The sequence below is a fragment of the Rhizobium sp. BK251 genome, from assembly GCF_004345245.1.
GTDB lineage: Bacteria > Pseudomonadota > Alphaproteobacteria > Rhizobiales > Rhizobiaceae > Rhizobium.
In genome coordinates, this window is sequence record NZ_SLUQ01000018.1 from 39,719 (window position 1) to 56,196 (window position 16,478).

A 16,478-nucleotide genomic window follows, 5' to 3' on the forward strand; every position below is an offset into this window, starting at 1 on the left:
TTTAGTGTAGATAAGACCTATTCTCTCAAGTTAAGTTCATTCATTCTGATACAGGCAACAGCATGGCTTCTCGAAACGGCCTCGAGCGATGGTTTCGTCGTCGTGCATTGATCGACCGCGAAGGGACAGCGTGTTCGGAAAACACAACCGGATGGAGGATCGATGGGGCTCGGCAGATCGCCTTTCAGCATAATCCGCTCGCGACGCTTTCTCGGGTCGGCAACCGGCGCGGCGTCCAGCAGAGCACGCGTATAGGGGTGGCGCGGATTGCTGTAGAGGTCGGCGGCCGTCGCGATTTCGATGATATGGCCGAGATAGAGAACGATGACCCTGTCGCAGAGAAATTCGATCACCGACAGGTCGTGGCCGATGAATAGGATGGACAGTCCAAACTCCTGCCGCAGATCCTGCAGCAGGTTGATGATCTGAGCCTGAATGGAAACGTCGAGTGCAGAAACCGGCTCGTCGGCGACAACAAACTGCGGGTTCACCGCAAGCGCTCTGGCAATGCCGATACGCTGTCTTTGCCCGCCGGAAAACTCATGCGGAAAGCGGGATGCGGCGCTGCGCGGCAGCCGGACTTTTTCTAAGAGGTCGCCAACGCGCTTCTCGCGATCGCGCCGGTTGCCAATATGATGCAGATGCAGCGCTTCTCCCAGGATCTGGCGGACGCTCATGCGGGGATTTAGGCTCGCATAGGGATCCTGAAAGATGATCTGCATGCGGCTGCGCATGGCCTTTAAGTCGGCGGCCGGCAATCCCACCAGTTCCTGACCGGCAAATTGCACCGAGCCTTCCGTAGGCTCGATGAGCCGAAGGATGGAACGCCCGAGCGTCGATTTCCCCGATCCGGATTCTCCGACCAGACCAACGACTTCGCCCTGCGCAATGTCGAAAGAGACACCATCGACGGCTTTGACGGTCGTTCCCGGCTTGAACATCGTCTTGCCGCCGCTGAAGTGAACTTTGAGATTACGGACTTGCAGCAGAGTATCAGACATTCAGCTCGCTCCATCGCAGGCAACGCGAGAGATGGTCGGCCTTGACCTCGAGCAAGGTCGGAACCGCCCTGCGACAGTCGTCGATCATCCAGGAACAGCGCGGGTGGAAATCGCAGCCGGACGGCGGTGAAGAGGGATCCGGGACGCTGCCGGGAATTTCCTTCAGGCGCGGTGTTTCCCCGAGTTTTCGGGCCTCCTGATCAATCACCGGCATGCTGGCCAGAAGACCACGGGTGTAAGGGTGGCTCGGACGGTCGAACAGCTCTTCCGTCGTGGAGGTTTCGACGATCCGGCCGCTATACATGACGGCGACCCGATCGGCCAGTTCAGCCACCACGCCTAGATTGTGAGTGATAAACAGAACGCCCATGCCGATCTCGCGTTGCAGGCGGCGGATCAGTTCGAGAATTTGCAATTGCACGGTCACGTCGAGTGCCGTGGTCGGCTCGTCGGCAATCAGCAGTGAGGGGCGACAGACCAGCGCCATTGCGATCATCACACGCTGGCGCATGCCGCCGGAAAGCTGATGCGGATAGACATCTGCCCGGCGCTTTGCGTCGGGAATCTCGACGAGGGACAGCATCTCAATGGCACGGCGTCTGGCGGCGCTGCCGTCGAGTCCCTGATGCAGTCTCGCCGCCTCGGCAATCTGTGCCCCGACTTTCAGCGTCGGATTGAGGCTGGTCATTGGCTCTTGAAATATCATCGAGATTTCGTTGCCGCGTATTCTACGCATTACGGCCTCAGGCTGTTGCGCGAGATCGCGGACGACGTCGTCGCGACCCGAAAATAGGATGCGGCCGGCGGGCATCGAACCGGTGGCAGCCGGGATCAACCGCATGATCGATAGGCTCGTCACCGATTTGCCCGAGCCGCTTTCCCCGACAAGAGCGAGAGTCTTACCGGCCTCGACAGTCAGGTCCACGCCCTTCAGCGCCCGCACGGAACCATTCTCGGTCTTGAATTCGGTGACAAGACTCTCTACGCGGAGCAGCGGTTGATCGGTCATGGCGCCAACAACCCCGCGCGATCCATTTCCTCGCCGATCCAGGCAAGCGGCATGTGGCCGAAACTCAGCAGCGTATCGTGAAAGCTGCGCGCGTCGCCCTTCCAACGCTTGCGCAAAGCCCTGATGCCTTCGACGCCCAGCCAGTACATCAGCCGCGACCCCGGTAGCATCGAATTGCGCACCACCTCGCCTTCGACACGGGCCGGCGCAAAACCAGCCTTGTCGCGGTAAAAGGCGATTGCCTCGTCCATGCTCCAGTCGCCAATATGCAGCTTGATATCGACAAGCACGCTTGCCGCATTCCGCCGCTCGAAATGCTTGAGCAGCAGAAGCTCTTCGGCCATGTAGAAGCCAGGTGCCTCCATCAGCAAATCCTCAGCATAACAGGCCCAACCCTCGATCAACGTACCGGAGCCAAGGAAGGCGAGGCCCATTGCGCAATCCGTTCCGGCAATCCTCGCGAGGCGCGAGGCCGCCTGCCGGGCTCGCGCATTCTGCGTATGGTGGCCGATGCTGCCATGATGGACGGAGTGTATAGCCTTGACCGTGGCCGTCGAATTCGTGCTCAGGAAAGGTGCCAAATCCTCACCAGGTGGAGTGACCCAGTAGACGCTTCCCTCGCCCGCGCTCAGTCCGGGAGGCGACCGGTAGAAAAGAAAATAGAGATATTTCGAGACGTTGCGAAAGCACAGTGCCATCCAGCGATAGTCGAGCTGATAATCGTCCGCAGGCGTCACCAACTTGCGACCATCACGGCGTGCCCTGTCGTCCCAATCTCTATAGCTTGCAAAGACAGCATCCTCATTCTGCGGATGGATATTCGACAAGGATGCGACGATCTCTTCCCACGACCGCGCCGGATCGAACTGCTTCGCCATCGCCTGCAACTCTACTTCCAGATCGTCGAAGCCGTGTTGTGCAAGATCGACGGCCTGGCGCGGTGAGAGGTCAAGGCCGTGCGCGACCTTCATGAGGCGCGCCATGTAGGCCTCGCCACAGGCCGGATCGGCATCCGGACAGTCTTTGAGTGCTTCGGCAAATGCGGAGAAGGCATCCGCCGCGAGCCCTGCCGGAGCCCGCCAGGTCTCGCGATATTGGTCGTGTAGTCGAATGTCGTCTCGCAGGAACGACAACATCGCGTGGCATTCACGCTGGGCGCGTGCAACCCAGCTTTTCGGAACTGGACGACCGGCTAGGTTCTCTGCAGCCGCCTGCAGGAAGGCTGGAACGGCTTCCAACCGGTCGAGCAGCGCCTCGTGCCGAACGGCCTCCGCTTGCGGCAGGAGAAGTGAGATAATACCGAATGCCGCCTCGCCGGTATACCAAGCCGGATTGTGCAGACGCGGTCGATGCCGCGCCGCCTCGGCCTGCATTTCCAGCTCGCTCAGCATCATCTTCCGGTCCAGCCGGTCTCCCGACGTGGCCGGTTCTGCTGTCGCAGCAATCCGTTCCACCAATCTCGCATTCGCCGACAGCTCTGCTTCCAGCACGTCGCCATCAACTGGCGGCAGGCGGCCATCGTTGTCCCGGTTACCCATGAAGGTCGCATCGACAGGATGATAGGTCCAGTAATGCGATAGGAAGAGATCGACAAAGGCAGGATCGTAGGTCGACGTCATGCTCAGGCTCCAGCCAGATCGACCCAGCGCCGCTCGAAATGCGCCTTGATGATCGCATCGACGATTTCCTGGCTCTTCGCACCGTCGAAGAAGGTGCATTCCTGTGGGCGGTCTTCAAGAATTTCGTCGACGAAGAAACGGACGAGGTTGCGGTAGTAGAGTTCCGGCCAGGGTGTGTTCAGCGTCGTGCCGGGCGGGAGCACCTTCTCGGTGATCGGCACAGTCTTGAATTCGACAGCGTCGGCGGTAGCGAATTTCAGCGTCTCGGCCGTACCGAATTCGGAAATCAGCCGTGCAATGGCGGCACCCTTGGAACCGTAGACACGAAGCTCGACGCCGGGGTAATTGCCGACGGCGATATAACTCGTCTGCAGCAGGCCCTGTGTGCCGTTGGCATACTCGACCAGTGCTACCGTTCCGTCTTCGACCGGAATCTTCTGCAGCCCTTCTTCGCCACGGACAATGCGGGCTGGAATAAAGTTCTTCATCGTCGACGCGACTGATCCAAACTCACCACCGAGCCAGCGCATCAGATCGATCAGATGCGAGCCGTAGCCGACGATGGAAGACGGGATAAGCTTGTCACGCGGCATGCCAGGCGCAATCTGACGCAGCGGCTCCTGCGGGTTCAGCCACTGCGAATTCTGCTCGAAACCATGGATGTGATAGATCTCACCAAGCGTACCGTCGTCGATCCAGGCCTTGATCTGACGGATCGCTGGCGAATAGCGGAAGGTAAAGCCGAGCTTCGTGCGCACACCCTTCGCATCCGCCTTGGCGGCAGCATCGAAGGCCGGGCCCGCCAGCGTATGCAGCGGCTTTTCCGAGAGGACATGCCGGTCGGCAGCAATCGCGGCCAGACTCAGCGGAAGATGGGTATGCGTTGGCGTGCAGACATCGACCATTTCCACGTCGGGATCGGCGATCATCGCTTCCGGATCGGTGTAAACCTTCTTAGCCCCGAATTTCGCGGCCATCGCGTCCGCGCGGCTTTTGTCGATGTCACAGACCGCGACGAGATCGACCCGCTCATGAGCGGCATAGCCGGGAAGATGGGCTTTTTCTGCCCATGTATGCGTCCCGATCAAACCGACGCCCAGTCTCCGCTTGCTCATGGCAATGCCCTTCCGATTTCATTGATATAGGTTTCGAGCTCGTCGAAGTTATGGAAGCCGAGCTTGCGCTTACCCTCTTCGATTTCGTAGATCATCGAACAGAGCCGGTCGTTCAGGCGCGTATCAGCACCCACTTTCGTGCCATAAGCGATCAGCTTGCCATTGGACGACCGCACTTCCGAAGGGCGGTTGCGATAGACGATATCCCACCAGATACCGGAGCCCTTCTTCTTGAAATTATGAGTCTTCCCGGTCTGATCCTTCTTCAGGAGCCAGATGGCGTGGTTGATGTTGTCGAGCAGTTTCTGGGTATCGGCCGGTGTCTGCGGCTTATAGTTGGCGGGATCGAAGAAATCGAAGGCTTCGACATGGATGCCGTTTGCCTCGGCGATCTCCAACGCCTCACGAACGATCGCGCCGGAGACGCGGGCATACCGCTCGACGCCGAGCGTTTCGTGGATGCGCGCGTCGGCAAGTGCCGAGAATACGACCTGGGCCGAATAAACCTCCTTGGCCCAGATCTGGCCCCAGATGTTGCTCGATACCTGCACACTGGTAAGCGCCGAAAGCGCATCGGCAAGCTCGGCAAGACGGGGGCTTGCGCTGCCATCCATCTCGCCAAGCTGGATCGGCCCCTCGTGGACGAATTCGATATAGCCGGGATCGACCAGAGCGCCGCCATAGTTCGGGATCGAACCCATGACGATCTTGCCGCCGGGTAGCCCCGCGTCATCAAGGGCCGCGACGATATCAGGCTCGTTGAACCCGTTCTGGTAGGATACGACAAGGCTTTCCGGCGTCAGCAATGGGATAAGCTGCCTGACGGCGTCAACGGCATGTTGAGACTTCGTGGCGATCAGCACGGCGCCGAGGTCGCCCTCGAGCTGGTCTGGCGTCGCGGCCCTGACCGGCACGGTCATATCACCGCGGACGCCGTCGATCTTGAGACCCCTGCTGTTGAGGGCAACCACATGCTCGGCCCAGCGGTCGACGAGCAACACGTCGTGACCGGCCCTGGTCATATAGGCACCGGCCAGACCGCCGATCGCCCCCGCCCCGATAATTGTAATCTTCATCATCTCATCCTTGCTCAAAAATCGGCTGGATTAGGCTGCAACGGCCGGAAACATCTCCAGACTTGCCGGGCTGTTGGCGCGTCCGAACAGCGCCGTCAGGAAGCTGGGCCACTGTTCGGCCGTCACCCGTTCGCGCACGCGGCGCACGCTTTCGTTACCGGCCCAATAGGAGGAGATGAAAGGCCCTCGAAACGGATGAGCGGCCATCCGTAGGCGCCCCTGTACCCAGGCCTCTTGGCCCATGGCGGTGTTGCGGAGATAATCCGCGACTTCCGCGGCCGCGATGCCTTCGACCATCAACATCCAGGCGGCGCTCGTCTGCGCGGCACTGCGCAGACGACGCAGCTCGACGTGCAGTTCGTCATCGGCATCCTCGATGAAATCGATCAGATGAACGCCCTGATCGCCGATTCCTTCCTGCACGCAGCCGGTAATCGCATCGGTGGTAATCAGTAGCGCATCGGCCGGCGCCTTGCCGGCTGCGACTTCGGCCTTGGTATAGAGAAGTTGCGTGGAGTGGCCGGGATAGACCTCATGACATACGAGATGCTTCAAGGCCGCACGCGTGAAGGCGAGATCAAAATTGAGATCCATCTTGCCTTCGTTAAAGCTGCAGCGCGCCGTGTACATCATACCTCGGACAGGATTGAGCACCATATCATAGCTGCCGGTATCGAAGATCAGCCTGTCGGTTCGCGCCTTTGCCTCCGACATCAGCTCGCGAAACACGGTCTCGATCTTGTCGGAAGGAATGGTCCGCGTGCGCTCCCACGCCTCGACGCGGGCGAGCAGCGAACCGGTGTTGAAACCCATTTTCGACAGCAGCGCGTCCACCTTTGTCCTGGCGTCCTCTATGATCGCGGGATCTTCGCGGCCGATCGGCGCACCAACGAGATCGGAAACCTTCTCCTCGAAGGAGGGGCTCGATCCGGAAAGCATCCGCACCGCCACGCGAAGCGACTTCAGCATGCCTTCGAGGAACACTTTGCGAGGGCCATTGTCGAGGGCCGCCACAGACGCATCCAACGCGTCGAGATCCGAACGAATGGCATCCCGCTCGGCATAGCGGCGCGCTTCCACGAGTGTCGCGCCGAGATAGATCGGCACGAGACCGTCGCCACCGAGAAGGCTCCCTTCTGCTGGCTGGCGACGCTCCAAAGCGTCGATACCCATCGTGACGGCGGTAAGTTCGTGGCCGATTTCAAAGGAGTTCATGGAATATCCTGATCAGATAGGGGTAGAGCGGCGGACGTCAGTGATCGAACATGCCTTCCGGGTGGCGAAAGGACTTGAACTCAAGAGCGTTGCCCGCCGGATCCTTGATGAAAAACGTGCCCTGCTCGCCCGGCTCGCCCTGAAAGCGGATATGCGGTTCGAGAATGAAGGCGCAGCTGTTGCTGCGCAGCCGCTCGATCAGCGCATTCCATTCTTCCCAAGGCAAGACGGCGCCGAAATGGTGAAGCGGAACGAGGTCGTTGCCGACCTTGGAAGTCGCCGAGGGTTTCGGATCCTTGTTGAGATGCGCGGAAATCTGGTGACCGAAGAAATCGAAGTCGATCCAGTTCTCCGCTTCACGCCCGACCTTGCATCCGATGACAGAACCATAAAAATGACGGGCAGTTTCCTTGTCGTCGATCGCAAAGGCCATATGAAACGGGATCATGATTTTTCTTTCCGCAAAGGTCGGTTAACGCGGCGTGAAGCCTCGGTACGCGGAAAAGACTATCGACTTGGCAAATCGCCTCAAGATGCATAAAAATCTGTTTGTAATGATCTCAAGGAATGCAAATCAATGCGCAGCCGCCTCTTGCCTTCGCTGAATGCACTACGGACCTTCGAAGCGGTGGCTCGCCACAACAGCTTCACGCGCGCTGCCGAGGAATTGAATGTAACGCAGAGCGCCGCCAGCCGACTTGTCCGCAGCCTTGAAGACTACCTCCAGATCCCCCTCTTCACCCGTCAGAGCCGGCGCATCGAGCTGACCGACGAGGGACGTTTCTACAACAGGCTGGTTCATGACGCGCTGGACCTTGTCGAAGCCGGGACGGTCGAGTTGATTTCGTCGAGCCAAGGCAACGGGACGCTTTCGATCGGCATGCTGCCCACCTTCGGCACGCGCTGGCTGCTGCCACGTCTGCCGTCCCTTCAGGAAAAATATCCCGAGATTTCCTTGAATGTCATATCGAGTGACGGCGAACTGGATTTCACCAAGGAGCGCATCGACGTTGCCATTCGGTTCGGCCATGGCAACTGGCCGGATGCCATCATCGACCCACTGATGTCGGAGGAGATTCTGGTCGTCTGCAGCCCGAAGATCATGCAGGGACCAATGCCACTATCCGACTACTCATCGCTGCAGCATCACCCGCTCATCCGCCATTCGACTCGTCCGCACAGCTGGGATCACTGGTTTCGCTCCGTCGGCGCTTCACGTGACAATTTGCGCTGGGGGCCAAGTCTCGAACATTTCTTCATGATCATCCAAGCGGCGATTGCCGGTCTCGGCATTGCCTTGCTGCCGAGCTTTCTGGTCGAGGATGAGCTCAGGACCGGCGCGCTGGTCGCGCCATTCCCCGTTCGTATCGCCGGCCCCGGCGCCTACTATCTGGTAACATCGGCTGCGAAGGCGGAGTTGCGGCGCGTCAAGCTTTTCCGCAGTTGGATTTTGGATGAGATAAAATGCGAGGCGCGTCCGATATAGTTTGTACTTCAGTTAAGAAGCGCTCGAATACTTCCGGCTCATGAACGGCTCATCGGCACCCACGCCGATCTGAGCTTTAACCCCGGAAAATTCCAGCTCCCGCTGACGCAGATTCGGGGAGCACCTCAAAAAACTGTGAATCGACATCAAACGCTTCCCCTGAACCGACCGCCATTAAACACACGAGCTTGCTGGCAAATTCATGGCACGGGGGGTCACCACTGGCGCCGATTGCGACCCTTCAATTTTCTATTTTCTATCTGTATCTCAAAGACTTAAGCCCATGTTGCGAGGGCCGGCCTTCGGCGTCGATTCACACGTCGACGACGGCAAAGACACGAGTTGGTGCGCATAAGTGGCAAGAACGCTCCAAGCTCAATTCCGTGCTCTTCGCCAACCAGCGGCGCGTGCCTCGGATTCACTGCAGAACCATCGCTCTCCATATTGTGGGCTGATCTTTGTTGTCGAGTAATCCTCTTGGCCAGGGACGTGATAGATATGTTCGCCGGTATTGATGCTGATGTTGCCTTTGATATTGCAGCCGTTTGCCGAGGCGGTAACAGACCCCAACATGTCAGCCGCACTATAAAGGCCGGCCACACCAAGTAGCATGAAAGCTGCCATGAGCCCGGGGGCAGCCTTGGCGTATGAGAGAACATTGCTTTGGTGCTTCGGCTTCCAATACTTACGAGGGTTGCGCATGCGATGCCTCCATTGCGCGCACTGGTAGCATGCCGGGGCTTTAGGCGAGATTGAAGAGATGACTAAAAGGCCGACGATCTTCACTGTCGAGGCTCATCGCCGTTTTATCGAGTGGTGCCTGACGTCCGCCCGACCAGGAGCGACGTCCTTCACTTCTCCTTGCCTTAGACGCGGAGCTTTGTGCCGATGGGATTCATCTTTCTCAATGATCACGAGCACTCTAGTTGCGGTGATGCTTTTGCTAATCACGGGAGGATTAGCTTATGCCCCATCGACTTCAGAGCGCCTAGCGTCTGACGGCTTGGTCGAAGTGCCCGATGCCTCAGACAGCATCGACGGGCAGCGGCAGAGCGCGTGACAGACGAAGGGGATATTCTGCCTCTTTATCACTCTTGCATCAAATTCCAGGCAGGAATAGCGGCTATTCCGCCAAGCCGATCGAGCGCTCCATAGCAGTCACTATACAACGATCGACAATCAGGAACATCGTAAATATAGTGACTGCTATAGGGAGGAAAGACGATGCGACAACGCAAGCTCGACAGGGATCAGGCTATTTGGAAAGCCACCAACCTGTTTTGGGAAAAAGGATACGATGGTACCTCCTTGGCCGAACTGACGGATGTGTTGGGAGTAACGCCGCCCAGCTTCTACTTTGCTTTTGGCAACAAGGAGGGGCTCTTTCGGGAGGTCTACGATCGCTACAAGCGCAACCACCTCGCCTACATCGATGAGGCACTTGCCGAGCCCACGCTTGCCGACGTGATCGAAAGGTTGCTTCTTGGTCACGCGCATGCGCAGACGGATCCCGCTCACCCGTCAGGCTGTCTCGGCATCAATTGCGGATTACCGAGTCCTGCCAATTCGATTGGTGTTCGCGAGGAGTTGCTTACGAGTCGGTCGGAGAGCCTCGCAAAAATCCGACATCGCGTTGAGCGCGCAAAGGCGGAGGGCGAGATCTCCGATACCTCCAACTCCGAAGCCATCGCGCGGCTGTTGCACGTCGTGGGAATGGGCATGGCGGTCGACGCGCAATCGGGGGCGAACTCGATTCAGATGAGGCAATCCGCGAACCTCGCTATCGGCCTCCTTCAATCGCTGACCAAATCCGGGCGGTGATGCGCATGGCACCATCACACAGGAGAGCCTCATGGACCGAATAGATGTCATGCGTCTTTTCGTTCGCGTGGTTGAGAGCGAAAGTTTCTCGAAGGCGGCACGCGCCGAAGGCGTCGTCCAACCAACGGTGAGCAAGCAAATTGCGGGCCTTGAAGCTCGGCTCGGTGCCCAGTTGCTGCGAAGAACATCGCGTGGTCTCAGCGTTACCGATGCTGGCGAAGCCTATTACAACGCGGCCATCCGACTCCTCGGGGAGTTCGATGCCGCGGAGTCGAATTTGGTTGCTCGTCAGGCGGCACCCTCCGGTCGCATTCGCGTCGCGCTGTCGGCAGGCTTCGGCCGAATGTACGTGATGCCGCATTTACCAATGTTTTTCGAACGTTATCCGGACATTACCGTCGAGACAGATATCACCGACAAACACATCAACCTCGTGGAAAACCATATCGATGTGGCGATACGGATCGGAAAGCAGGGCGACTCCTCGCTGATTTCGCGCCGCATCGGCAGTGGCGAAACGGTTCTCGTCGCGTTTCGCAATTATCTGGAGAAACATCCGGGACCAACCTCGCCCGCCGATCTGCGTGATCATGCGTGCGTTACATTCGTCTCAGGCGGAACTGCGCGGACCTGGGAGTTTCGCGACTCGTCCGGACCCATCATATTTGAACCGTCCGGGCCGGTACGAACCTCCGACGCCGAACATGTTCGCGCCGGCGTGTTATCCGACATCGGCATTGCACAGGGGCCCGCATGGCTTTTTCGCGATGAATTGAAATCGGGCGCCGTGCAGCGGCTTCTCACCGACTTTGCGCCACCGCCTCACCCGATCAACGCAGTTAGTCCTGGAGGTCGCCTGCAACCCAGCAAAGTCAAGCTTTTCATTGAATTTCTTGCGCAGACGTTCGCAACGAATACAGATCTCCGCATAAGATAATCCGCGATGTGCCCGCCCGGCACCGCCTGAGCAATACACTCAAAACCGCTGGGCGAACATGCCCTCTCGATACCGGCGGCAACTGCCGGGTCGGGCAGTGATTGCCTGATCTCATTCCAATTCAGAATAGGTCGTATTCCGGCCCGCAACCTTCCAGACCAGCCTGGCCATCTTCATTTCTGCTGTCGCGAATGATCGCGCCATTAATGAGGACGGAAAATATGGGCAAGCTGGAAGGAAAGGTCGCTCTCATCACAGGCGGCAGCAGTGGCATCGGCTTGGCGGCAGCAAAGCGGTTAGTGGAAGAAGGCGCACATGTCTTCGTGACCGGCCGTGGTCAGCCGGACCTGGAGAAGGCTGAACATGAACTTGGTCGGAACGTGACCGGTCTGCAAGGAGATATAGCAAGCCTCGACGACCTCGACCGGATTTATGGCCGGATTGCAAATGATCTCGGTGGCCTCGATATCGTTGTGGCAAACGCTGCCTTCGTGGAACTCGTGACGCTGGCCGCGTCGACGCCAGAGCATTTCGACAAGACGTTCAACGTCAATGTCCGCGGAACGTTTTTCACCGTGCACAAGGCCCTGCCGCTGCTGCGCGAGGGAGGCAGCATCATCCTCGTTACCACATCCGGCCACGTAAAGGGCGTCCCGCTATATGGGAGCTACCTGGCGACGAAAGCCGCGCTGCGTTCCTATGCGCGGAGCTGGGCTGCCGAACTAACGGCACGTAAGATTCGGGTAAATACCATCAGCCCCGGGCCGATCGAAACACCGATCATCGACAAGCAGTTTCAAACCAAGGAAGAGGCCGACGGCCTTAGGGCAGCATTTAGGGCAGCCATTCCATTCGGGCGCCTGGGAGAGGCTGACGAAGTCGCCGCCGCAATTCTGCACCTGGCCTCCGACGACAGCAGCTTCACGACAGGCGCCGATCTCTTCATCGACGGTGGCCTTTCATTGACCTGATCGACTGTCCGACATCCTCACCACACACCATTCATTTTCGCGTCCTCAGCCGGGATGCCGTCAATTCCATGAAAGGGAATGATCATGGCTGGAAAGCTCGTTAGCAAAATCGCACTTGTCACCGGAGGCAGCACGGGTATCGGCCTGGCAACGGCCCAGGCCTTCGTCGAAGAAGGCGCGTACGTCTTCATTACCGGTCGCCGCCAGGAATATCTCGACAGGGCCACAGCGCAGATTGGCCGAAACGTTAGGGCAATCCAAGGTGATGTCACGAAGAGTGACGATCTCGCGAAGCTGTTCGACGTGATAGCAACGGAAAGGGGTAAGCTCGACGTCATAGTCGCCAACGCCGGTGCGGGAGATTTCGCACCGCTCGGCCAGATCACCGAGGAGTTCTACAACCGCCAGATAGACCTCAACCTCCGCGGTGTTCTCTTCACAGTCCAGGGTGCGCTCCCCATGGTGTCCAATGGCGCGTCGATCATCATAATCGGCTCGATGGCCGGATCCAAAGGCGTTCCGGGAATGACGGTCTACGGCGCGGCAAAGGCGGCTGTGCGATCATTCGCCCGCACTTGGACGCTCGAACTCAAGGACCGGCAGATCCGGACCAACATCCTGAGCCCGGGGCCCATTCTCACCGGTCCGCTGGAATCTGCTCCTCCAGAAGTGTTCGATCAGTTTCTCGCCGGTATCCCCATGGGTCGCGTAGGTCTCCCCGCGGAAATCGCGAACTCGGCGGTCTTCCTGGCAAGTGACGACTCGCGATTTATTACCGGCGTTGAGCTTTTTGCCGACGGCGGAGCAGCCCAGGTCTGATGCGATCAACCGGCCGGCGCAGGGAGGAGCGCCGGCCAAGCACGAGGAACTATCGAAATGTCAGAAAGTGGATCGGAAACAGTCGTCGCCGATGAGGTAGATCTGGACGCGTCGGTGGCAATGCCTGTCACCCTCCCGCACGTGCTCTCAGCCCTGTCAGTCGGGGCCACAGCTTTCCTCATGGTAACCTGTGAATTCCTGCCGGTCGGACTGCTGCCAGGGATCGCGGCAGATCTACAAATCACCCATGGACAGGCAGGACTGACCGTCACCATCGCCGGCATCATGGCCGCAATCGGCGCACCCGTCGTCAGTGTCATGGCCGGTACGGCTGATCGCAAGAAGGTGCTGATGTTCCTGTCCGCCTTACTGGCAATCTCCAGCTTGATAACAGCATTGGCCTGGTCCTTTCCGATTGTTCTTCTCGGTCGTGTCTTGGTCGGCTTTACGATTGGTGGGTTCTGGACGGTGGGCGTGGGGATAGGTCCGCGGCTCATTCCCGAACCGACTGGAACGCGCGGAACGGCGATCGTCTTCGGCGGTATTTCGCTCGGCACGATCGCTGGCGTCCCCGTCGGAACCTTTGTCGGCGACAATATGGGCTGGCGTTGGGCCTTTTTCGCAGCCGCTGGCTTGAGCCTTATCCTGCTGGTTGCGCAAATGAAGCTGCTACCGAAGCTTCTTGTGCGCCAGTCCACCAAATGGTCCGATCTGCCCGAGTTATTGCGCATCCCCAATGCACGGCTGGGCCTACTTCTGTCGATCTTCACCTTCGGCGGCCACTTCTTCGCCTATACATACATATCGCCATTCCTTGGCAGCTACACGGGAATGGAGATGCAGTCGATTAATGCTCTTCTGCTCCTCTACGGGGTGTCCGGGTTCTTCGGAAACATGATCGGAAGTTGGGGCGCCGGCCGCAACGTGCGTTATTCGCTAGTAGCAACTTCTCTGATTATTGCCGCATCCGTTCTGATGTTGACCAATTGGGGCAGCAATTCCCAGGCGGCAACGGCGATCGTCGCCATATGGGGATTGGGCTTTGGCGCATTGCCCATCATCACCCAGACATGGATGCTGCGCGCTGCACCAGAAGCAGTCGAGCGGGGGGCGGCTCTTCTCGTCTCTTCTGTCGAAATCGCAGTTGCGGCTGGGTCCCTGGCCGGGGGCAGCGTCATCGATAACCTCGGTCTGGTCAGCACCATGGCAATCGGCGGTCTAGCAGTCCTGGCAGCAGCTCCTCTTATTTTGATCTTTCGATCCACGGCACATATCAAGTGATGTTCAGCAAGGCGTCTGTGGACCAACGGTACCGAACATGATTCAACGGGACTGACTGTGATCCACAACCACCCCACTACCCTCGTTTCGAACACACTGGATCACGCTCAAGCATATTGAAACATAATTGTTTTCCGACTTGCGTGGTGGGTGCCGCTTTGGCAAACTGGGTGCTGTTGAAGGGGTAGCGGACCGCCTCCAGATCCCGAGCGCCGATCCCTGCTTCCTCGACCGATCCCAGTTGCCGAGAGAGGGAAAAACGCGATGCCCAGTCTTACCGATGCCGCCATCCGGCAAGCGCTGAAGCGAGTGGAGAGCAGCCGCAAGCAGGAGAACCTCGCCGATGGTGAAGGTCGCGGCACTGGCCGCCTGGTCCTGGTTCTCAAGCCAATGCCGAAGCGGGTGACTGCCGACTGGATGGCACAGCAGTGGCGTGATGGAAAGCGGACCAAGAAAAAGCTCGGAGCCTATCCGTCCATGTCGCTCGCCCAGGCGCGTGAGATCTTCAAGCGTGACTTCGCTGACGTCATTCAGAAAGGCCGCAGTATCAAGATTGCAACCGATACCCGCCCCGGTACCGTCGCCGATCTGTTCGACGGCTACGTTGAATCGCTCAAGGCAGCGGCGAAGCCATCCTGGAAGGAGACGGAAAAGGGTCTCAACAAGATAGCCGACACGCTTGGGCGTAGTCGCCTTGCCCGCGAGGTCGAGTCGGAAGAAATCGTCGAACTGATCCGGCCGATCTACGATCATGGTGCCCGATCGATGGCGGACCATGTGAGAGGCTACATTCACGCGGCCTACGGCTGGGGAATGAAGTCCGACAACGACTATCGCAACACCTCCCCTCGCCGCTTCCGCATTCCCTTCAATCCTGCCATGGGCATTCCAACCGAGCCGAAGGTCCAGGGCACCCGCTGGCTCAGCGAGGAGGAGTTCGTGCGGCTCTATCGCTGGCTCGAATGCCCGGACACGCCTGTTCATCCATCATATGCCCGCGCAGTGCAGATCATTATGCTGACTGGTCAACGGGTGGAAGAAATCTCCCGCTTGCATGTCGATCAGTGGGACGCCAAGGAGCGTATTATCGACTGGTCGAAGACCAAGAACCTGCAGCCGCATGCTGTCCTAGTACCCTCCCTCGCCGCTGAACTCATCGCGTCGATCAGGCCGAACGAGTATGGCTGGTTCTTCCCGTCTGCCAAGGATCCGTCGATCCCTGTCAGCCATGGAACGCTCTACAGCTTCGTCTGGCGCCAGCGCGACCGAGGGGTCATTCCCCACGCCACGAACCGAGATCTGCGCCGGACATTCAAGACGCTTGCCGGCAAGGCGGGGTTATCCAAAGAGATCCGCGACCGGCTCCAGAACCACGCGCTCCAGGATGTCAGCTCAAAGAACTATGACCGCTGGAACTACATGCCAGAGAAGCGCGCCGGTATGGCCAAGTGGGATAAGTTCGTGCGTGCGATGCTTGCCAAGAACAAACTCAGGAACGCAGCCTAGGTATCATTTGCACAACTTGCATACGGGGAGTTTCACCTAGAATGATTACGCGTCTTAAGTCAGAAGTTCCGGCTTGCCTCACTGTACTCCGCCACCAACGGTCAAAGGGTCGAAACCTGTCGGGCCCACCAAAATTTCTCCCCTCTCCGCACGCTAGAACTCCTGAGAGCCTGCAGGAGTAAGCTCTTTGTCCCGGGGCAGCAGCGTCAGGCGTCATCGGTGATATCGCCGTCGATGCCTGTGACCATATTCAGCCGGTGGTCAAAGATTGGGTTGCGGGGGCCATGACCGACAGTGCTTTCGACAAGAACGTGTTCAACTTCGGAAGGACTGCGGCGAGAAGCTTCCCTTCAAGGTGATCCGACATTCATGGAATCCGGCGACCAGTGCCTTCCTTGTAGAACAGATCGAAATCAAGAAATGGCCCCATGGATCAGCGTGGGGCCGCTTTCTTCGCAATGGGGTTCCCGAAACGCCTCAAAAGCTCAATGGTACGGGTTCGTATCAATGGAGGATTGTCGAGTGAACGGTTTCTTACAGGGCTCGCCCGCCTCTTCTTGAATATTCTTATCGGCGAGCCCCGGCCATCCGGATGTGCGGACCGCACCGTCAATTAGTGGGC

The 16,478-nt window shown here is 58.5% G+C and carries 15 protein-coding genes; 7 read left to right on the forward strand and 8 right to left on the reverse strand.

Features of this window, described 5'->3' with window-relative positions; translation table 11 throughout:
• Positions 1-17: 17 nt before the first annotated feature.
• Genes EV286_RS30950 through EV286_RS30980 form a run of 7 tightly spaced genes read right to left on the reverse strand, consistent with a single transcriptional unit; the run spans position 18 to position 7,483 of the window.
• On the reverse strand, positions 18-1,001 hold the full coding sequence (locus EV286_RS30950) for an oligopeptide/dipeptide ABC transporter ATP-binding protein (RefSeq protein WP_132961073.1): 984 nt from the start codon (positions 999-1,001) through the stop codon (positions 18-20).
• Positions 994-2,010 (reverse strand): ABC transporter ATP-binding protein, encoded by a 1,017-nt coding sequence (locus EV286_RS30955; protein WP_132961074.1) that lies wholly within the window; start codon positions 2,008-2,010, stop codon positions 994-996. Before EV286_RS30955 ends, EV286_RS30950 begins: the two co-directional genes overlap by 8 nt.
• The gene (locus EV286_RS30960; RefSeq protein ID WP_132961075.1) at positions 2,007-3,629 is read right to left on the reverse strand and encodes a DUF885 family protein; all 1,623 of its coding nucleotides are present in this window, start codon (positions 3,627-3,629) and stop codon (positions 2,007-2,009) included. Before EV286_RS30960 ends, EV286_RS30955 begins: the two co-directional genes overlap by 4 nt.
• A 2-nt stretch (positions 3,630-3,631) precedes the next feature.
• On the reverse strand, positions 3,632-4,744 hold the full coding sequence (locus EV286_RS30965) for a Gfo/Idh/MocA family oxidoreductase (RefSeq protein WP_132961076.1): 1,113 nt from the start codon (positions 4,742-4,744) through the stop codon (positions 3,632-3,634).
• Positions 4,741-5,820 (reverse strand): 2-dehydropantoate 2-reductase N-terminal domain-containing protein, encoded by a 1,080-nt coding sequence (locus tag EV286_RS30970; RefSeq protein ID WP_132961077.1) that lies wholly within the window; start codon positions 5,818-5,820, stop codon positions 4,741-4,743. The genes EV286_RS30965 and EV286_RS30970 overlap by 4 nt, the downstream gene beginning before the upstream one ends.
• A gap of 30 nt (positions 5,821-5,850) precedes the next feature.
• Entirely contained in the window at positions 5,851-7,035 is a 1,185-nt protein-coding gene (locus EV286_RS30975; RefSeq protein ID WP_132961078.1) for a hypothetical protein, read from the reverse strand.
• Between the two features lie 37 nt (positions 7,036-7,072).
• Positions 7,073-7,483 carry a VOC family protein gene (locus tag EV286_RS30980; protein ID WP_132961079.1) on the reverse strand — a complete coding sequence of 137 codons (411 nt, stop codon included), beginning with the start codon at positions 7,481-7,483 and terminating at the stop codon, positions 7,073-7,075.
• A gap of 129 nt (positions 7,484-7,612) precedes the next feature.
• On the opposite strand from EV286_RS30980, the gene gcvA reads away from it, so the two are divergent.
• A complete protein-coding gene (gcvA, locus tag EV286_RS30985) occupies positions 7,613-8,521 on the forward strand; it encodes a transcriptional regulator GcvA (RefSeq protein ID WP_132961080.1) in 909 nt (302 codons plus the stop codon).
• 375 nt (positions 8,522-8,896) lie between these two features.
• Here gcvA and EV286_RS30990 read toward each other — a convergent pair whose 3' ends face one another.
• On the reverse strand, positions 8,897-9,223 hold the full coding sequence (locus EV286_RS30990) for a succinoglycan biosynthesis protein exoi (RefSeq protein ID WP_245500896.1): 327 nt from the start codon (positions 9,221-9,223) through the stop codon (positions 8,897-8,899).
• 522 nt (positions 9,224-9,745) lie between these two features.
• On the opposite strand from EV286_RS30990, the gene EV286_RS30995 reads away from it, so the two are divergent.
• The 6 genes from EV286_RS30995 to EV286_RS31020 all read left to right on the forward strand — a co-directional run bounded on the left by EV286_RS30995 (position 9,746) and on the right by EV286_RS31020 (position 15,856).
• The gene (locus tag EV286_RS30995) at positions 9,746-10,342 is read left to right on the forward strand and encodes a TetR/AcrR family transcriptional regulator (RefSeq protein WP_132961081.1); all 597 of its coding nucleotides are present in this window, start codon (positions 9,746-9,748) and stop codon (positions 10,340-10,342) included.
• Between the two features lie 31 nt (positions 10,343-10,373).
• Positions 10,374-11,279 (forward strand): LysR family transcriptional regulator, encoded by a 906-nt coding sequence (locus tag EV286_RS31000; protein WP_132961082.1) that lies wholly within the window; start codon positions 10,374-10,376, stop codon positions 11,277-11,279.
• A gap of 221 nt (positions 11,280-11,500) precedes the next feature.
• On the forward strand, positions 11,501-12,250 hold the full coding sequence (locus EV286_RS31005) for an SDR family oxidoreductase (RefSeq protein WP_132961083.1): 750 nt from the start codon (positions 11,501-11,503) through the stop codon (positions 12,248-12,250).
• Between the two features lie 84 nt (positions 12,251-12,334).
• Positions 12,335-13,069: an SDR family oxidoreductase gene (locus tag EV286_RS31010; RefSeq protein WP_132961084.1), complete on the forward strand. Its 735-nt coding sequence runs from the start codon at positions 12,335-12,337 to the stop codon at positions 13,067-13,069.
• 57 nt (positions 13,070-13,126) lie between these two features.
• Positions 13,127-14,350, forward strand: coding sequence for an MFS transporter (locus tag EV286_RS31015; protein ID WP_132961085.1), 1,224 nt, complete (start codon positions 13,127-13,129; stop codon positions 14,348-14,350).
• A gap of 264 nt (positions 14,351-14,614) precedes the next feature.
• Complete coding sequence (locus EV286_RS31020; protein WP_132961086.1) at positions 14,615-15,856, forward strand: site-specific integrase; 1,242 nt, start codon at positions 14,615-14,617, stop codon at positions 15,854-15,856.
• Positions 15,857-16,478 lie beyond the last annotated feature (622 nt).